This window comes from Acinetobacter pittii, assembly GCF_022449185.1.
Lineage (GTDB): Bacteria > Pseudomonadota > Gammaproteobacteria > Pseudomonadales > Moraxellaceae > Acinetobacter > Acinetobacter pittii_I.
On sequence record NZ_JAKUKO010000001.1, the window covers coordinates 185,243 to 204,655 of the forward strand.

Genomic DNA, 19,413 nt, shown 5'->3' on the forward strand with positions numbered 1-19,413 from the left:
CCGAGGGAAACATGATAGAAGTGGTCGATGGGCAACGTCAGCTCAGTGAGTGTAAACGAATCGTTGTTAAAATCGGATCATCTTTACTTACAGCTAATGGGCAAGGTTTAGATCTAGATGCTATTTCGCATTGGGCGAAACAGATTGCAGATCTACACAATGCCGGACACGAGATTATTTTAGTGTCATCAGGAGCTGTAGCAGAAGGTATGGTTCGTATGAAGCTTGCGAGTCGACCCACCGATCTACCCAGTCTACAAGCCTGTGCTGCGATTGGGCAGATGGGCTTAATTCATACTTGGTCTAGTGTGCTTGAAAATCACGGTATTCGTACTGCTCAGGTTTTATTGACTCATGATGATTTGGCAGATCGTCGTCGTTATTTGAACTCGTGTGATGCTTTGCAAAACTTGATTGATTGGCGTGTGATTCCTGTCATTAATGAAAATGACACGGTGTCTACCGATGAGATCCGTTTTGGTGATAATGATACCTTAGCTGCTATGGTGGCAGGTCAGGTTCACGCAGAATTACTGATCATTTTAACGGATCAGCAAGGCATGTTTGACTCAGATCCGCGTCATAATCCTGATGCTAAATTACTCTCTACTGTTCGTGCTATGGATGATGATTTATTCGATATGGCTGGCGGTGGTGGTGTGCTCGGGCGAGGTGGCATGGTCACTAAAGTTCGTGCTGCACGTTTAGCTGCTAAGTCAGGCTGTCCAACCCTCATCGCGAGTGGTGAAAGTGATAATGTCCTGTCACGTGCGATGGCTGGTGAGATGCTAGGTACTTTGTTTACCACAGATAAAGACCGCATGACTGCTCATCAACAGTGGCTTGCTGCTCATTTACAAACAGCAGGTCGTCTTGTGATTGATGATGGTGCCGTTGAAGCGATTAAATTGAAGCATCGCAGTTTGCTCCCTGTGGGAGTTAAAAATGTTGAAGGACATTTTGATCGGGGTGATGTGGTTGAATGTGTCGATAAACAAGGTAAACGTATTGCGGTAGGTCGAGTGAACTTTAGCTCACGATCAGCCGAAATTATTAAAGGCTTAGCCTCAGATAAGGTTTATCAAGTGTTAGGTGAAGCTCGTTCACTTGAAATGATTCATCGTGACCATATGGCAATTTATTAAGTTTTACTTAAATAAAAAAGCTCGCTTTATGCGAGCTTTTTTTCTGGCGTTAAACGAGGTAAAACACGGTCTTCACCTACCATATATGGATGTGTGGCAAGACTAAGCATATCTAGGTCTTCTGAACTATTACCATACGCATAAATCTGGTGGTAATGCTGTAGCGTATATTGCTGATGTATTCTTAACTTCTTTTGTTCACTACTACAGTCTGGAGTGGAATAGTAACCCGTCATCATGCCGTTTTTAATTTGAGTTTCGGTACAAATCAACTCGATATCTAGTAACTTGCAAAGTGGAGCAAGATAGACATCAATTGAAGCTGAAACTAATACGACCTGATCACCACGCAATTGATGGTGTTGTAACTGATTAAAAATTTCAGGCGAAAGCGCAGAGACTAACTCTTGTGCGTATTCTTCACCTAATTTTTGTAATTCAATTGCAGGCGTATTTTTAAACATGCTACGGAATAACTTGGCACGCATAGCATGGGCAGGATAAAAGTTAAGATAGTAGGCTTGAATCCATGGCAGAATTTTCAAGCCTTGCTTAACAATGTGACGCTTAGATAAAGCATAAAAGATAAACCCTGTAAAACTATCTTTACTACACAAGGTTCCATCAAAATCGAACAGGGCGAGACTTTTTATAGTCTTATTCGTTTCGCTCGTTGCATACATGTTTCATATCGTCCGTTTACGCGGGTTGCATACCAATTGGTATTATAATCACGACTTAATTTAGGCCCAGAAATCACCACTTGAGGCATAATTGCATAGAGCGGTTCTTTGCCAGTTTTTGTTTTATAAAGTTTAGTCAGCGCAATATAAGTTTGAGTACTTTCAAACTTTTTCTCTTTTTCTGATTTAAGATCATCACGAATTTGTCGTGGGGTAACCAATACATTGTTTTTTGCAAATACCGTAATCAGCTCTTTTTCTGACTCACTTTGAGTTGCGCGTGGATCACCATCTTTTGTATAAAGAAGTAGATCGCCATCAAGGCTTATATCTTTATCGGTAAGTTCTCGTAGCATTTTTTGAAAAGCTGCATTACGGCTAGAGTACATACCAGAGTTATAATCTGCAAAACGATAAATGGCTTTATCATAGTCTGCCGGATAAACCATTAAACGATGTATACCGTAATATAGCCCACCATATTCAGTATATAGGTCATCGCGGAGCGCAGCAGTACTCATACTCGAGCGTTTATTTGCTTTGGCATAGTTAATATGAACTTGCATCGAACCTAGCGTGGTAATAGGGTTCATTTTCTCGCCAATATCTTGACCAACCAATTTGGCTGCACCAGTTAAGGCACTCACATGATAGTGTTTAGCCATGAAGTCGAAAATTTCTCGGTAAAGTAAGTCGAGTTCTTTCTCGGTTTTAACTTTACGCATTTGACTCATATAGTTGTTATCAGGAGAAGGCTGAGTTCTTAGAACTTCTTCAAAATAACCAGCAATTGTTCCACCAACGGTTTTGCCAAGCTTATCTTCAAATTTTTCATTTAAACGGGTACTAATTTCCTCAACCGCTTTTTGTCCTAATCCAGGCACTTGAGGGTTAGCAACGAAGTTGGACTCCTGATCCACTACAGCCACAATACTACAGACATTTTTCTTGGTTTTAGGAATATCCAAGTCTTTCATAATGTCGTCAATATCTTTAGCCCATGACTCACGGTCATGCACACGCGATGGAATTAAACGTTTGATTTGTTGGCTTTCTAGTTCAGGCTCATCATTATTTGACCACCAAGCTTTATCACCACAAGCAGCTAAACTCATGCATACGGCAGCCATGCCGAATGATTTTAATAAAAAACGGGAAGACAACGGTTTGTTCATGGCGAGGAAAGCACCTGCATAAAAAGATGAGCCGATTAAGCGGATGAAGTATACTATGTTGATCATCAATTGTATGAATATATATGTATATTGGTCCCTATCAACTGTCAAATAATTTAATTGTTGCTCCTATGGCGGGAGTCACTGACCGTCCATTTAGAACACTCTGCAAGTATTTTGGCGCAGGCCATGCAGTCAGTGAAATGATGACTGCTGATAAAACTTTGCGGATGAGCAAAAAGAGCCTCTACCGTGCGAACTTTGACGGCGAACTTGCTCCCATCTCCGCTCAAATTGCAGGCTCTGATCCTGAGCAATTAGCAGAGGCTGCACGTTATCAAGTAGCAAATGGCGCACAAATTGTTGATATCAATATGGGATGTCCTGCCAAGAAAGTATGTAACAAACTTGCTGGTTCAGCATTATTACAAGATGAAGACTTAGTGGCTCGAATTCTTGATGCGGTTGTTGCTGCTGTTGATGTTCCCGTGACTTTGAAAACCCGTTTAGGCTTTTTAAATGGTCAGGAAAATATTTTAAGAGTGGCAAAAAGGGCAGAAGAAGCGGGGATTGCTGCACTGGCTTTACATGGCCGTACTCGCGAAGACATGTATTTAAATACAGCACGTTATGATTTGATCAAACATGTCAAAGAATTAATTAATATTCCTCTGATTGCGAATGGCGATATTGATAGTCCTGAAAAAGCAAAATATGTACTCGACTATACAGGGGCGGATGCAATTATGATTGGTCGCGCTGCTCAAGGTCGGCCATGGATTTTCCGTGAAATTGCTCATTATTTAAAAACTGGTGAACATTTAGCTGCACCTAATATTGAAGAGGTAAAGCATGTGTTATTGGGGCATTTATCAGAACTTTATCAATTTTATGGTGAATACTCTGGCTGTCGTATTGCCCGTAAACACATTGCTTGGTACACCAAAGGATTACGTTCGAGTAATGAATTCCGCCAAAATATGTATAAAGTTGAAAGTACCGCTGAGCAAGCACTAGTAGTTGAGAACTATTTTAATCAGTTATTGGCTGAAGGCAATTTGATGAGTGATGTTCAGGTTGAGCAGGTTAACTTATTAGAAACTCATTAAATAAAAAGCCAGTATCTGATTACTGGCTTTTTTAGATTTATTCATCTTCTAGCATTTCTACGACTAACTGGTTAACCAGATCAGCAGCATCTAGCTCTCGTATTTGAGAGACATTACTACCTGCCCAAAAAGCACCGAAGCCATAGTCTTTATTCTTGCTTGCAATGGCATTTAATTGCTTAGCTAAATCATATGCATATGGATATTCGGGTTGAGGAGGGCGATTAGGCAAATCAATTTGTGTGTGCCAATGGTTGAGCAGGCCACGGGCTGGACGTCCAGAAAGACTGGCGCTGATTTGTGTCACAGGCTCATTAAATAAAGCTTTACGATATTCGGCTGATGCATTTGATGTATGGCATTGAACAAATGCAGTTCCGAGTTGAACAGCAGTAGCTCCTAAGCTCAACATATATCGTGCTTGTGCGCCATTCATAATACCGCCAGCGGCTACCACAGGTGGTTTGCAATGCTTGACAATAAGGTGTACTAAATCACTCGTTTTAATTGCTGCATCAAAGGTTTTATTAAAGATTCCACGATGTCCACCAGCCTCAATACCTTGAGCAATAATAATATCTATATCAGCCGCTTCAATGGCTTGTGCTTCAACTAAGTTGGTAGCAGACACCATCGTGATAATTCCGGCATCTTTTAATGCCTGAATTTGATGGGAATGGGGAATGCCAAAATGAAAACTGACTGCTTTAGGTTTGGTTTCTAATACGACATTTAGAAAATCATCGTTATCAAGAAAACTTGGATAAATACAGTTTAAGTTTTGAGGAGGCTGTTCTCCAAACTTTTCAAATTGTGGACGTAAATATTCAATCCATTGTGTTGAGGTTTGAGACTTTAGTTGTTCGGGTTGATGGCAGAAAAAATTAACCTGAAATGATTTTTCTGTAAGTGTTTGGGTTTTTAAAATCTGTTCACGTGCACTTTGCGCCGTATTTGCACCTAGACCTAAGGACCCAAGACCACCCTGGTTAGAAACTTCTGCTGCAAGTTCAGGTGTAGACACACCTGCCATAGGGGCAAGAAAAATCGGATGTTTAATTTCAAGTTGTTGTAACAGGCTCATTTTATTCACCTCATTTCTTTCTCTTCACCATAACGTGAAATCAGAAGTAAGAGCAAATAATATTGGGCATTTAGTTTTTAAATATTTAGTTGTTAAACATTGATAAGTTCTGATTTTTTTAAAGTGGATTAACATGAAATAAAGAGCCGATCCAGCTTGAAAAAGCCATTGCTAAAATTCCCCACAAGGTAATGCGTAGGCTCCCTTTAAGTTTGGAAGTACCCGCGAAATGACTTGATAGCGCTCCTAAAAAGGCTAATGAAATAATGCCAAATATTAAGACTGTTTTTTCGATCCATATATCTGGACTGAGTAAAATAGCCAGCATAGGAAACAATGCCCCAAATGAAAATGAGCCAGCTGAAGCTAATGCGGCTTGAATAGGGTTTGCTGCGGTATTTTCATGAATACCAATTTCATCACGCGCGTGAGCCCCTAATGCATCATGATTTGTAAGTTCAGTAGCAACTTGTAGAGCTAAGTCAGGTGCTAAGCCTCTGGATATATAAATTTGGGTGAGTTCGTCCAGTTCACGCTGCGGATGCTTTTTAAGTTCTTGTTCTTCAAATTTTAAGTCGGCTTTTTCAATATCTTCTTGTGATTTTACTGAAATATATTCTCCTGCAGCCATAGAGGTTGCACCGGAAATTAAACCAGCAATACAGGCAATAAGAAGTGTATGAGCAGAGGCCCCACTTGCAGCCATTCCCATAATTAGACTAGTAACAGAAATAATTCCATCATTTGCCCCTAGAACGGCCGCCCTTAACCAACCTGAGCGGTGAATAAAATGATGTTCTGGATGCTGAGAAAAGGACATGTTTTCCCCTATTTGTAGTTATAAATTTTTATCTTATCCTATAAGATTATTTACAATAATACGATTAAAAAATGTGTCATTATAGGAAAAACAAACAGATAAGAACTTTTTTAAAACATAATATTAAAGGAGATAAAATGAACAATTTAAAGAACTCATCTACTTATATAAACAGTGTCATTTATGGGTTTAATTATCATACTTATTGATTAAATTTTAATTTGATTGCTACGCAAGCATTCTACCTATTTTACTCTAGAGGTCCCAATGAATAGCAAAACAATAAAATCTATAACCCGTTCCTTTATCGTTATTGGTTCGATCTATCCAGCTATAAGCCTCTTAAGTATTGAGACTACATTTGCCCAAGAGATTGTTAATCAAGAATATAAACCAGGTAATCCAATTTATGATAAATGGGATCAATTTTATAAAATTGAAAAGACTCAACCTGAAAATGCCGAGAAGTTATTATTAGAACTTGGAGAGATGACGCCACAAGATATTAAAGTTTGGAAAAGCTTAACTTATTTACAGATTAGGTTAGGGAAACAAGATGCAGCTTTGCAAAGTCTAAGAAAAGCAGAGGCATTAGATCCAGCAGATGATAATTTAAAACTCCAAGAAGCTTATCTACTGAATTCTCAAAAAAATAACAAAGAGGCTTTGATGGTTTTTAAGGAACTTACCCAGTCTAAAGATGCTGATATTGCGACTAAAGCGACACAGGCTGTAAAAAATCTGAGTGGAGGAGAGGTCAAAACTTATTTCCGTGATGTGTATTTTGCACCTTCATATGAATCACGTTACGACGATGTAATTTTCCCACTTAAAGCTCGTTATGGCAAGAACCTCGATAATGGTCGAGCGCAGGTGTATGGCTTTTTAAATCTAAACCGCGATACTCAATCTCAAGGTGGTGTACGACCTGAAATTATTGATGAAAATGCAGTAACTCTAGGTGTAGGCGCTAATTATCAACCTTGGACTTCTATACCTGTGCGCATGTATTTAGAAGTAGGTGGTAGCTATGATCTGATCGATCGAAATAGAGATAAATTTCGTGAAAGTGTTGTCGGTGGGGTAGCAGGTTATCAAGAGTGGTACTCTCAAAATAGTTGTAATCAGTCACTTTGTTTTAATGATTACTTCACTGATTTATATGGCAACGCAGCAACTTATTCTAGAGAAGATTATAACGTTATTGGTGACTTGCGATTACGTACGGGTTTGAATGTCTATAAGGGGGAAACGGGCACTGTACAGGCGTATGTGAAATTGCATGGCTTAGCTGACAGTAAAGATGAATATTACAATAACTTATTTGAATATGGCCCTGGCATTTCATGGCAGCCTTTTAATTATCAACCAATAAAATTACGTGTAGAACGACTATATGGCAATTACTTTAAAGATGTGCCAGTAAATACGAAAGATCATTACAACAATACTCAAGTAGAACTCGTTTTTTATAAGGATTTCTAAAATGAAGAAAATTTTTATATCTATTGTATTTGGAACCCGTCCTGAATTAATCAAACTTGCTCCTGTTATTTTATTGGCAAAACAAGATCCTCGCTTTCAAGTTGAGGTAATTTTTACTGGACAACATGACGAATTGGTCAGAGATGCGATAGATTTCTTTGGGGTTGAAATTGACCACCGTCTTAAAATTATGAATGCTGGACAAAGTTTAAATCAGCTCTTAATTCATGGTTTGAGCCAAATCGAGAATGTGTACACTGATGGACAAAAAAGAGATGCAATTGTCATCCAAGGTGATACAACAACTGTTTTAGCAGCTGGCTTAGTCGCGTTTTCAATGAAAGTTCCTGTTGCACATGTCGAAGCTGGTTTACGTTCTTATGATTTAGATCATCCTTTTCCAGAAGAGGGAAATCGTCAGTTAGTTTCACGTATTACCAGATGGCATTTTGCTCCGACTGAACAATCAAAAAGAAACTTACTCAATGAACAAATTCAGCCAGAGCTTATTACAGTTACAGGCAATACCGTTGTTGATGCGGTGTATTTAGGACGTAAATTAATTGCTGAAAAATCTGATTTGAAAAACCAGCTTGAACCTTATGGAATTCAATTAAAGCAGGATGACAAAGTTGTACTTATTACTGCCCATCGACGTGAGAACTTTGGCGGTGGAATTCAAAATATTTGCAACGCGGTTAAGCACTTAGCCCAAGCCCATCCTGATTTACATTTCATTTGGCCTGTACATTTAAACCCAGCAGTACATGATGTGGTGCATGATAAGTTTAAAGATCATTCTCAAATCCATCTTGTTAAACCATTAGACTACCCAAGTCTATTGGCAGTCATAGACCGATCTACTTTTATCTTGACAGATTCGGGTGGCTTGCAGGAAGAAAGTCCATCATTTAATAAGCCAGTTTTAATCTTGCGAGACACTACCGAGCGACCAGAAGTTGTTGAGGTGGGAGCAGGCGTTTTGGTGGGTACAAATCAACAAAAAATTATTGAAGAAGCTGAAAAGTTACTCACTGACCAACAGCACTATGAAAAAATGGCGCATGTAGAAAATCCATTTGGTGATGGGCAAGCTGCTCAACGTATTCTCGATCAAATTGCTAAATCTTATGAGTTGGCATAGTTATGATTTAAGGACTTTTTCTCACTTATGGCTTTGTTACCCCCATAAGTGAGACGGTACCATAAGCTCACAATATTAACGCACCAGCGGCTCATATAATGGGGGCCATCAAAAATATAAACAGTTTTACCTTCATATGCTTTTAGCTGAGAAATAATTTCCCAAGGGTAAGCAGCTCTAAATTGCCCATTTTTTTTCACTCTAAACGCTTCTAACACTATAATTACTTTGTCTTTTCCAAGTTTATGTTCAAGCTGGTCTAAAATATGTTTGGCCTGTTTAGGTGATCGAACTCCTACGCCAACACCATCTTGGAAAAAAACTCCCGTATGGTCAGGCAGCCAGCTTTTAACCCATAAATCATAATTTTCAGGCTCAGTTTCGCCACTATAAATACTCACCCAGACTGGTGAAGGAAGCTTTGATAACACATGACCTAAAGCACTGACTCGTAGCCAAGTTGGATCTGCTTCTACCGGAAAGTAATAACCTTTAAATGCTGTTTTTTGTTCTTTTATAATTTGGGCAGATTTTTCACCTAACTCAATGACATTAGCTCGAGCTTTAGGTTCATTATATTCGCCTGCTAAGCCCAATATTAAATTTTTTGCCCAAGGTTCTTGTTTAATTTTTTCTAAATTAATTGCTTTTTCCCATTGAGGAGAATTTGATTCTTTCCACCATGATTTAGACTCCACAATAGACCATTGAGGAACAAGGGTGTTGACACCTAAATAGTGCCAATTTCCATCTGGAGGAGTTGTCTTATTGTCAGGCTGCCAAAAAATACCTTCAATATGCGGGGCTTGACCTTGAGGTTTGAAAAGCCCCGCATATGCGATGACACTACATATAATTAAAATAATAAATGCAGCTATTTTAATTGGTATCTGTTTTTTCATTATTTCGTCGTAACCAGTACCACAAGAAGATAATTATTATCATAATTGCAGAGATAATCACAACTAGTAAGAAGAAAGAAGATTGTTGTACTAAAGGAGCTTTTTGATTCCCGACAATAAGTTTCTGTAAAACATAAATATTTCCATTTTCTGAAACCAACATTTTTGTCACGTTATTTGGAATTTTATGTTGTATCTTTTCCCAAAGATGCATGAAAGTTTTTGCGCCATTTTCGGAGTCGGTAATCACATCGAAACGCTTATTGTCATAACTCACAATAAAACCATTAGCGGCCGCAGGTGCATAAATAACATTTTGGTGCATGAGCACTTGTTGTTGGTAAATTTCTTTATTTACTCTCACATTAATAGACTGAGGTGCGCTTGGTGAATAACGGACTAAGTTGAGAGGCATAGGGGCTTGTGTTAAAAGCATTTTTTTCGCTGTTTGACCTAACACAATCGCGATATTTAACGCACCTGATTGATCATCAATCGCAATAGTCGGAGTCGTTGCTAAAGTCATTGAAATTGCGGCTACACCATTTTTGAGTTTATGAGGTAGCTTTACAGTAGATTTGGCTGTATCAATCCAAAGTGAACCATGTGCGTTAGGTAAACATTGGGAGTTAGCAATTACTGAGTTTTCTAGCTTTAGATTAAAATTTGTCGTATTTGAAATAGCTTTTGCAAAAATATTGAATTGACGGTTTACTGGATCGGAAGCTAGATCCGCCGTTTTCATACTTCCTGCAAGCCCACCATCAATCCACGCCGTAATATTGGAACCTTGTAATAAACCGCTTTGAATACGAAGTGCAATTTGTCCTTGTAAGATATCGGTTGGTTGCCATACCGCAGGAAAATCAAGGAATAAGTTCTTTTCAGCGTGACTTAATCTGAAGTCCTCAATCCCTAAATCGGCGAGGGTACTGATTTTTTTTAAATCAGCCCAAGTTGGGTTGGATATGCTATTTGGAAAAATTGCGCTTCCTGTACTTAGTTGTTGTACATAAGAAGGATTAATTAACCCATTTATTGCGCTCGTTAAATCTTGTTGAGTGTGATAAGTAATAGATAGAGTGCGCACCCCTTCTTCAGGTTTCATGATTTGTACTAATGCTCCACCTTTTAATGGTGTTGGTGAGCGAATAATTTCGATGATAAAGTTTGTTTCAGGATTTAAATTCGTCTGACCTGAATCGACCCATTCAACCGGCGTTATGGAGGTCCATGAACTTGCTAATCTAGCGAGCATAGATGCTTCAATAATCTCTTTACGATTGTATTTTAAAATGCCAACAAACGGAGCAGGGCGTCTCGCTTGTGGATTAAATAAAGCATCTGGCAAATCTCTTAATCGATATTCATTACGAATAGGGGTAAAATCGAGTTGAGAATTACTTAAATAAGTTAAATGATCAATATCTTCTGTACAGAATGTTTCTTTGGTTTGATTAAGCGTAGTTGGTTTCGCATATTGTTGAATAATAAAATCTAGACGGTGAAAACCGCTTTGACTTGCTGGGATATTAAATTTTAATTGACCATCACCACTTAGTGTAGTGTTATAAATGAGTTTATCATCATACTTAATCAATAACGTTGTATCACTTTCAGTAGAATAATCACTTGAAAATTGAATGTTTTGCCATTCTGAACCTTTTCCAATATAGAAAAAATGAGGTTCCACTGTATATTTGGTCGAAGTACTAATGTCATCCAGTTCCCATGTAATTGCATAACTAGGAGCCATAAACATGAAACTGGTGCTGGCAAGGAGTACTTGAACCATTCGGTTAAAATTAGAAGAGTATTTCATTTATTTTTTCTCCTTGCTACGTTCCGTTTTGTACCATTGAAGGGAATTACCTTGTATTTTATTTTTAAGCATGTCATATGCGGCTTTAAAAACAATAAATAGAAATATTTGTGAGTAACTTACGTAAGATAAAACAGAATAAAAGTAGAGTTCTGGTTTTACTTTTTCGAGTGAAAGGGTAAACCACATTTGTGCGACATATAGGCAAAATGAAAGGCCCCACAACGTGGTAAATGGACCCGGAACTGAAATACCTGCAATATCAAGCAACCCAAGGGTTAAAGTGATATGACTCCAGAATAACGCGGGTACAAAGAGTACGTAGCACATAATATTGTTAAGAATTTCAATGCCGATTGGAAAAGGCGTTCTTAATGCTACGGGTAAATATTTACGAGTTACATAAAAATTACCTTGAGTCCAACGTGAGCGTTGTTTAACAAATACACTCAGAGATGGGGGGTCTTGCTGCCAACCAATCGCATAGGGCACCCATTTAATTCGTTTTTGGCCGATAAAAATCCTAAAACTCATTTCAGTGTCATCCACCAATGACTTTTCATCAAAACCACCTAAGGTTTCTAAAGCATCACGCCAGATGACATAGTTAGTACCCATCAAGGTCGATAGTTCAAAACGTTGCCAACGACCACCTTGAAAAATCCATTGGAAAAAGATGAACTCGATTGCGATAAATCGGGTCAAAATACTATCTTGCCAATTACGTGTTCTTACTTTTCCATTAACGGCTACTAATTTTTTATCGGCAAGCAGGGTTTGAGCTAGCAAGCGGACACAATCGGGTTCAGGCGTACTATCTGCATCATAGACAACAATTAATTCACCTCGAGCATGGGGTAGGCCATTATTAAGTGTTCTAGATTTACCTTTACCGCCCATCCCCTTAGGTACATTAACAATCTTTATGCAAGGATAGATTTTTGCCAAACTTTCGGCAATTTCTAGAGTGTTATCCTTTGACCCATCATTAATAAGCAAAACTTCATATGCTTCGGCTGAGTAATCTTGTTGAGCAATTGCATGCAAAGTATCTTCAATTACAACGCCTTCATTATAGGCAGGGATCAAGACACTCAAAACAGGCCATTTCTCTGGTATAGGAAGGTTTTGTAACTCTTTTTCAGCTGTTTTTGAATATTTCCAAGCTTGATAACTTAACCATGCCCAAAATGCTTGTGGAATCCAAATCCCTAAAAAGCCGAATAAGAAGAGAATATCAATGGGAGCCATTTGATTTAACCCTCCTAATAATAGACGAGATGAGTAGCACTAATAAAATCAACCCAACTACTAAGGAGATCCATGAAATATAGCTGCCAAACGTACCAAGGAGATCAGGGTAAGTACTTGTGAGAATCAGATCGAGTGGAACTACAACCGTGCTTAACCCAATGAAAATGTAGCCAATAAGACTTGTCTCTACTTCTTCAGGTGTGCTTATGTAGCTAATTTTATTAAATTTCCAAGATATTCCGAGTTGAGGATACCGAATATTGGTTATGGGTAGATCAGCAGGAGGATTAATAATAATTTCATAGCCAGAAATATGACTGTTAAAAGGTTTAGCCGAATAAAATAGATGTTGTCTATGCTTAATTTCTCTAGAGGGGAGAGGAAGCTGTGACGGGTTGAATTGAATGATATAACTACCAGCAGCCTGTGAATTTAAGTTTTCATCCCAACCTGTTGAGACAAATGCAGCCATAGGCCGTAAACCAATTGCAGTAGAAAATGTGGCTTTTGCAGCAAAATATTGAGGCTGCTCTGATTTATAAAGTGCAATTGGGATTGCACCTTGACTGACCGCTTCTTTTAATAAGAAATAATGAGAAAAACTGAAAACTTCATCTGGCAATATAATGCCAGGTTTTATTCCTTTATGAATAAGTCGTTGAAAGCTATCCGAGCTGATCTGGTCAATTGTAAAAATAGGCCACCATGTATCCTGATATGGAAAAAACATGGAAAGATCATCGGTACTTTGAACTTCTGTTTTGGTGTATTCAGTTTTAATCTCACAATGATAATATTGCCGATAGAACTGCTGTAAAGTGGCATCAGGATACTGACTAGATGCAATAATAATTCCACAAATATTAAGAAGATTAGACATTAGGTCGTCTCCTCTTCAGGTGGAATCTGAATAATTTTATATTCTACATCAAGCCGCAGAGTCATAATTTCTCTAAGCTTTTTAATAAAATCAGGTTCTTCATCCGTTTTTTGCTTGCGAATTACAATGCTGTATATAGTTTCAAGATCATCATCAGCAAACTGGAAAACAATTTCTTGTGGGTGATGCTGGCTCAAAATTTTGATCATTTCATTTTGAGTGGTTTTCCATACATCCTCGCCTAACATTTCTTTAATTAAGCTTCGGTTGAGAATTCTAATTTCAAAGACTTCATAGTCTTGAATGTGATGATGATCAAGAAGCTTAAAAAAACTACGTTGAAAGTACTTGAGTGCGCTAAGCGGGAAAATATCACGGCGATAATTACGGTCATAACTTTGTATATCGCGGTATTTTTGGACATTAATTTCAATATTGTAGCGTACGGCACTCAGAAAAAGAGGAATGAGAGGAATAATAAAAAGTAGAAGAAGCTGACGCTCAATATGTGTCTGAGCGCTTAAGTCGAGTAGAAAATATACTGAAACACCGATAAAAGCGAGTAAACCAACGATTAAAGATGCGCCAACTTGTAAAAAAGCTCCAGAGACTAAAAGAATAAGAATAAAAATCCAGCTTCCTCTAAAACTTGCAGGCAACCACTCATATGCCACTATACCCATAAATAGATGAGCTGCGATAATCCATAAGACGAGTGTTTTTCCAGGGTTCTTTTGTTGCTGTTGCATGTGAGCTATGGCTACCTTCTTATAATGTTAATTTTTTTATACTTTTATTACTAAATGTGAGACGTTGCGAAGTTATTGTTGTTTATGGCCTTTTTAAGTAACTATTATGTTTATTTGTAGATCAAAGTCACTATTTAGTCAAATATTGTTGTTATTTTTTAATGAAAAATAAACAGATAAGACGCAACTCTTATCTAAATACTCTTGAAAGTTTCAATTGCTTTAAGACGAGTTTCCTTTAAATCTACAATTGGTTTTGGATAATTTAACTGAATATTCGTTTTAGTCGAGTAGGGCTCATGAATGGCTTTATTGTCTAGATGAGCTAATTCTTCAATCCATTGACGAATATAATCTCCATTTGGATCAAATTTTATTGATTGAGCAATAGGGTTAAAAATTCTAAAGTAAGGTACAGCATCAGTGCCGGTAGAAGCGCACCATTGCCAGCCACCATTATTTGCTGCTAAATCCCCATCGATTAAATGCTCCATAAACCATTGTTCACCTACTCGCCAATCGATGAGCAAGTTTTTACATAAGAACATAGCGGTAATCATGCGAACACGATTATGCATCCATCCCGTTTTTAAAAGTTGACGCATTCCAGCATCAATAATCGGTATACCTGTCTGGCCCGTTTGCCATGCAGTTAGGTGCTCTGGATTGTGATTCCACTTAATTTTCTGAGTGTCTTTTTTAAACGGAATATGTTTAGAAACATGGGGGAAATCAAATAAAATATGTTGATAAAATTCTCGCCAAATGAGTTCATCTAACCAAGTCTGCTGGCCTTCATTTGTCAAATGAAAGTTGCCATGTTCAGCCCTAAAAAGAGCTTGCAGGCACTGGCGGATAGACAAAATCCCAATGGTTAAATAGGGAGAAAGTTGGCTAGTTCCTCTTACATTGGGAAAGTCACGTTCTAATTTATAATCAGATAAATGATTTTTAATAAATATGTCGAGCTGCTCTAGAGCAAAATTTTCTCCAGCTGGCCATAAGTCTTGTTGCTCTTTAGAAACAGAAGGATCAAAAAAAGCTTCAATATCTTCTAGAGTTAAGCTGTTTATTTTTGAAAAAGATGTTGGATAGGCACTTTGCTTTTCAGGAATTGGATAGCATTGAGGTAAACCACTGATATCCAATTTTGAATAACATGCTTTTTTGAATGCACCGAAGACCTGATAGGGCTGCTGTGACTGATTGCGAATAGAGCGTAAAGGAAAAATCGTACGGTCATGGAATAAAAAGAGTTCTTTATCTTGTTGATTTAAAAAATCTTGTACAGTTTTATCTCTTTTTAATTCATTAACGCCGATCTCTATATTTGAATAGACATTTTCAATATTAAGTTGATTGCTAAGTTCACCAATATAATTAGCGATATCTTTCCAGTAAGGAATGACTTGGATAATAAGGGGAATGTTAAGTTGTTCTAGTTCTTTTTTGAGTTGTTGAAGTTGACGTAGATAGAAATTAATTTTTATAGGTGCATCGTGATGCATTTTCCATTGTTCAGGAGATAAAATAATTAACCCAATACAAGGCCCTTGTTGAGAGGCATGCCATAAAGCAGCATGGTCTCGAACTCTCAAATCTTGACGAAACCAAATTAGCTGATTTACGTTTGACATGAAAATTGGCCCTTTTAGAGTGAAGTGAGTTAAAGAATTATTATCAAAATATTATATAAAAATAAATACATAAAAAAAGCAAAGCCGAAGCTTTGCTCTTATCATCTTTAAAGATGAATTAGTGGTGATGACCACCAGCACCGTGTACGTGACCGTGATCTAATTCTTCTTGAGAAGCATCACGGATTTCTACGATTTCAACTTCAAAAGTTAAATCTTGACCAGCAAGTGGGAAGTTAGCATCAACAACAACGTTGTCGCCTTCAACCGCTTTAACAGTAACGATCTGTACGCCGTCATCTGTTTGAGCTTGGAATTGCATACCAGGTTGAATGTTCTCAACACCTTGGAACATTTGAGCTGGAACTTCTTGTACTAGGTCTGGGTTGTATTCGCCATAACCTTCAGCAGCTGGAACGTTAACAGTGAATTTTTCACCAACAGTTTTACCTGTTAATGCATTTTCTAAACCAGGAATGATATTGCCTGCACCGTGCAAATAGGCAAGTGGTTCACCTTGAGATTGATCAAGTGTTTCACCCTCAGCGTTTGTTAATTTGTAGTGGAATGAAACCACGTGGTTATTTGCAATAGCAGTCATGTTTTTGATCCATTCAATCAATTGAAGCGTACATCATAAAGTGAAAAATAAATTTTGTAGACTACAAAATCTTAATCTTTGGCACTTTTTCTGATGCGTTTTTATATAAATAGGGACGAACTTAAAAAATTCAACTTAATACAGCTTAATTTTTGGACGTACGCGTCTTGTAAGTAAATCTTTCATTGTGAGTAGTCCAGCCTGAGTATAGCCGTGAATCGTTGCTTGATGTAAACGATATAAAGAGACATACATGGTTTTTGCAATATAGCCTTGCACGCTTACATCTCCAAGTAATTCTCCAACGGCTTTATGACGACTTAAAGACACGAGAGAACCTTTGTCGTTAAATGTAAACATCGGCTGTGATCGGCCATTTAGTCGAGCAGCCATAGCATCGACTAAAAAGCTGGCCTGTTGGCTTGCAACTTGAGCACGGGGGCCAAGTGGAGGATGTCTTGCATCAAGTTGGCAATGAGCACAGTCACCAAACGCAAATACATTTGGATCAGAATAAGTTTGCAACGTTGCATAGACCATCAGGCGGTTAATGTTATCGCGTTTAAAATCGGTGAAACTTTCTAATACCTTTGGTGCTTTTACGCCTGCGGCCCAAACGGTAATATCACTTTTGAGTTGGTTGCTATTGCTAAAGTAGATGCAATGCTCATCAATTTTTTCAACACGGTGTTGAGTTAAAATTTCAACACCCATTTTTTTGAGTTGCCCAGCACTGTGTTCAGCAGTTTTATCACTTAGAGCAGGTAAAATACGCTCAGAAGCTTCAATCAGTGTAATTTTGACTTGGTTTGGATGAATCTTCTTTAAACCATATCGATAAAAGTTTTTAGTTGTTTCAATTAACTCAGCTGCCAGCTCTACACCTGTTGCTCCCGCACCAACAATTCCAATATTTAAAGTTCGCTGATTGGGTTGATTTTGAGCTTCAATATAAAGATGTAATAAATCTTGCTGGAAAATATCGGCTTGCTTTCTGCTATCAAGGAAATGGCAGTTTTCACGCACACCTGCTGTATTAAAGTCATTTGATACTGAGCCCAGCGCTAAAATAAGTGTGTCATAACTTAGCTCTTGCGGATGATTTTGTTGGTCTTTAGACACCTGAGGCGGAATCAACTCAATTAATTTTTTGTCTTTGTTTATGCCAACTAATGTTCCGAGCATAAATTCATAATGATGTTTTTCTGAGTGCGCAAAATAGTTAGTTTGTTCTTCGTGCGGATTTAAAGAACCAGCAGCAATTTCATGAAGCAATGGTTTCCAAATATGAGTAAGGTTTTGGTCAACCAATGTAATCTTTGCTTTACGATTTTTCCCAAAAGTTTCACCGAGTTGTGTTGCCAGTTCTAAGCCGCCAGCACCACCACCAACAATTACAATATGATGTAAATTTTGGGTCATTTTTTCACCTAATTATTTTTCTATAAAAAAAGATGGCTGAATTATGCCATCTTTTATTTATAAAAATTATTGTGCGTCTGTGCACAATTTGATGTTTTTAGTGCGAATTTATAGGGTAGAGTTTTGCAGCACTATGTTCACTTGATGAAAAAATAGAGAAGAGGCTAGAAAACCACATTGCGATTTTTTGGAAAATATTGGCTTCTTCAATATGTACGTTATCTTCAATTTGAAGACTACGGATAAGTTGATTATTTTGATAAATCGATACTGTTGCCAAACTTACGACTTTCATTAATGGCGCAGTTAGTTGTTTTTCATTGAGCTCAATGTTTACACGGGTTTGAGTCGTTTCAAGTGGAGCAATCACCTTGAGTTGTTGATTACTATCAAGTACTTGAACGCGTTGAGTTGCATTATCAAAAGTATTTAGGTCAATTGGTGCTGGGTCTGCATATAAAGATGTCGTTACAATTGTTGGTTGCTTTGTTTCAACCTTAAACATTTTTAAAGTCGACTTTACAACAGGTAGTTCAGCAATTAATTTCTGCTCAGGAATAATCACTTCATCACGTGTATAGGCGTAAGCAAGATTCATTAATTTATCTGCAATCTCAGCGCGTTTTACAGCACTCGGCGTACCTAAAACAATGACTAATAAACGTCTTTGAGTTAAGTCAGATGAGAATGAAGGACGTGAAGCTGTAAGTGCTAAGTTATAACCAGCTGCTTTGGTATATCCCGTTTTTAGACCGTCAACAGATGGGTCATATTTGAGCGCAAGGTTTGTTGCATGATGGAAGCGTTGGTTATAGCTAAAGCTTGGCATTTTTGAATAATGTAAATATTCAGGGGTTTGTTTAATTAATGCCTGACTTAATAAGCTAAGGTCGTGTGCTGTAGTGAAATGGTCAGGCATCGTAATTCCGGCAGGATTACTAAAATGAGTATCTTTCATACCCAAAGCTTGAGCTTCCTGATTCATACGTTGCACGAAGCGCGGAACATCGCCAGAGATTTTTTCAGCTAAAGTCACGGCTGCATCATTAGCAGACATTACGATTAGACCTGCCAATAACTGATCAACTGAAATTTGTTCACCAGCTTTAAGATACATTTGTGATTCATCCCACTGCACAACACTAACTACCGGAGTTGCAGTAATGATTTCTTCTTTTTTCAGTTTTCCAGCTTTAATCTCTTTTAGAGCAATGTAGGCAACCATCATTTTGGTTAAAGATGCTGGTGCACGTTGAACATGGCTATTATGCTCAGCAATAATTTGACCCGATTGAGTATCTACAATAGTCCATGCAGCAGCTTCAACACTTTCAGGTGCAATATTGAGTAATGCAGCATTGGTTAGGGTAGTACAAAAAATACTAAAGAGGGTAAAAAGAGATAGAAAAAATTTCACGGATGACCTTAACTTCACTGGCAAATATGGGACACAGATGCACAGCATGCTATGCCTTTTTTTCATGGAAGGCTAGTAGGAATT

At 37.9% G+C, this 19,413-nt stretch carries 17 protein-coding genes; 4 read left to right on the forward strand and 13 right to left on the reverse strand.

Features of this window, described 5'->3' with window-relative positions; translation table 11 throughout:
• The first annotated feature begins 11 nt into the window (after positions 1-11).
• Positions 12-1,145: a glutamate 5-kinase gene (gene proB, locus MKX14_RS00850; protein WP_002118789.1), complete on the forward strand. Its 1,134-nt coding sequence runs from the start codon at positions 12-14 to the stop codon at positions 1,143-1,145.
• Between the two features lie 26 nt (positions 1,146-1,171).
• Here the strand turns inward: proB and cicA are convergent, their stop codons facing one another.
• Together cicA and MKX14_RS00860 are read right to left on the reverse strand one after the other, a co-directional pair.
• Entirely contained in the window at positions 1,172-1,828 is a 657-nt protein-coding gene (gene cicA / locus MKX14_RS00855; protein WP_032035916.1) for an HAD-IB family hydrolase, read from the reverse strand.
• A complete protein-coding gene (locus tag MKX14_RS00860; protein WP_046811751.1) occupies positions 1,795-3,003 on the reverse strand; it encodes a DUF1615 domain-containing protein in 1,209 nt (402 codons plus the stop codon). Before MKX14_RS00860 ends, cicA begins: the two co-directional genes overlap by 34 nt.
• Positions 3,004-3,086: 83 nt before the next feature.
• On the opposite strand from MKX14_RS00860, the gene dusB reads away from it, so the two are divergent.
• Positions 3,087-4,112, forward strand: a complete 1,026-nt coding sequence (gene dusB, locus MKX14_RS00865; protein ID WP_199992075.1) for a tRNA dihydrouridine synthase DusB — start codon at positions 3,087-3,089, stop codon at positions 4,110-4,112.
• A gap of 37 nt (positions 4,113-4,149) precedes the next feature.
• Here dusB and MKX14_RS00870 read toward each other — a convergent pair whose 3' ends face one another.
• Complete coding sequence (locus tag MKX14_RS00870) at positions 4,150-5,196, reverse strand: NAD(P)H-dependent flavin oxidoreductase (RefSeq protein WP_240281525.1); 1,047 nt, start codon at positions 5,194-5,196, stop codon at positions 4,150-4,152.
• A gap of 118 nt (positions 5,197-5,314) precedes the next feature.
• Positions 5,315-6,016 (reverse strand): VIT1/CCC1 transporter family protein, encoded by a 702-nt coding sequence (locus MKX14_RS00875; protein WP_101663012.1) that lies wholly within the window; start codon positions 6,014-6,016, stop codon positions 5,315-5,317.
• Between the two features lie 267 nt (positions 6,017-6,283).
• Between MKX14_RS00875 and MKX14_RS00880 the strand changes: the two genes are divergently transcribed.
• The gene (locus MKX14_RS00880; RefSeq protein WP_240281526.1) at positions 6,284-7,501 is read left to right on the forward strand and encodes a tetratricopeptide repeat protein; all 1,218 of its coding nucleotides are present in this window, start codon (positions 6,284-6,286) and stop codon (positions 7,499-7,501) included.
• A 1-nt stretch (position 7,502) separates the two neighbouring features.
• Positions 7,503-8,645 (forward strand): non-hydrolyzing UDP-N-acetylglucosamine 2-epimerase, encoded by a 1,143-nt coding sequence (wecB, locus tag MKX14_RS00885; protein ID WP_046811695.1) that lies wholly within the window; start codon positions 7,503-7,505, stop codon positions 8,643-8,645.
• Here wecB and MKX14_RS00890 read toward each other — a convergent pair.
• From MKX14_RS00890 to dacD, 9 genes are all read right to left on the reverse strand, one after another.
• On the reverse strand, positions 8,630-9,547 hold the full coding sequence (locus MKX14_RS00890; RefSeq protein ID WP_240281527.1) for a hypothetical protein: 918 nt from the start codon (positions 9,545-9,547) through the stop codon (positions 8,630-8,632). The two genes, wecB and MKX14_RS00890, sit on opposite strands and share 16 nt — an antisense overlap.
• Positions 9,525-11,369, reverse strand: a complete 1,845-nt coding sequence (locus tag MKX14_RS00895; protein WP_240281528.1) for a hypothetical protein — start codon at positions 11,367-11,369, stop codon at positions 9,525-9,527. The genes MKX14_RS00890 and MKX14_RS00895 overlap by 23 nt, the downstream gene beginning before the upstream one ends.
• Positions 11,370-12,620, reverse strand: coding sequence for a glycosyltransferase family 2 protein (gene icaA / locus MKX14_RS00900; protein ID WP_240281529.1), 1,251 nt, complete (start codon positions 12,618-12,620; stop codon positions 11,370-11,372). It lies immediately after the preceding gene.
• Positions 12,607-13,503, reverse strand: coding sequence for a hypothetical protein (locus tag MKX14_RS00905; RefSeq protein ID WP_046811691.1), 897 nt, complete (start codon positions 13,501-13,503; stop codon positions 12,607-12,609). The genes icaA and MKX14_RS00905 overlap by 14 nt, the downstream gene beginning before the upstream one ends.
• A complete protein-coding gene (locus MKX14_RS00910) occupies positions 13,503-14,252 on the reverse strand; it encodes a hypothetical protein (protein ID WP_240281530.1) in 750 nt (249 codons plus the stop codon). Before MKX14_RS00910 ends, MKX14_RS00905 begins: the two co-directional genes overlap by 1 nt.
• A 194-nt stretch (positions 14,253-14,446) precedes the next feature.
• Positions 14,447-15,889 carry a cryptochrome/photolyase family protein gene (gene phrB / locus MKX14_RS00915; RefSeq protein ID WP_240281531.1) on the reverse strand — a complete coding sequence of 481 codons (1,443 nt, stop codon included), beginning with the start codon at positions 15,887-15,889 and terminating at the stop codon, positions 14,447-14,449.
• A 118-nt stretch (positions 15,890-16,007) separates the two neighbouring features.
• A complete protein-coding gene (slyD, locus tag MKX14_RS00920; RefSeq protein ID WP_002118581.1) occupies positions 16,008-16,490 on the reverse strand; it encodes an FKBP-type peptidyl-prolyl cis-trans isomerase in 483 nt (160 codons plus the stop codon).
• A 135-nt stretch (positions 16,491-16,625) separates the two neighbouring features.
• Positions 16,626-17,912, reverse strand: a complete 1,287-nt coding sequence (gene ndh / locus MKX14_RS00925; RefSeq protein WP_240281532.1) for an NAD(P)/FAD-dependent oxidoreductase — start codon at positions 17,910-17,912, stop codon at positions 16,626-16,628.
• 97 nt (positions 17,913-18,009) lie between these two features.
• The gene (gene dacD, locus MKX14_RS00930) at positions 18,010-19,329 is read right to left on the reverse strand and encodes a D-alanyl-D-alanine carboxypeptidase PBP6B (RefSeq protein ID WP_240281533.1); all 1,320 of its coding nucleotides are present in this window, start codon (positions 19,327-19,329) and stop codon (positions 18,010-18,012) included.
• Positions 19,330-19,413: the final 84 nt, after the last annotated feature.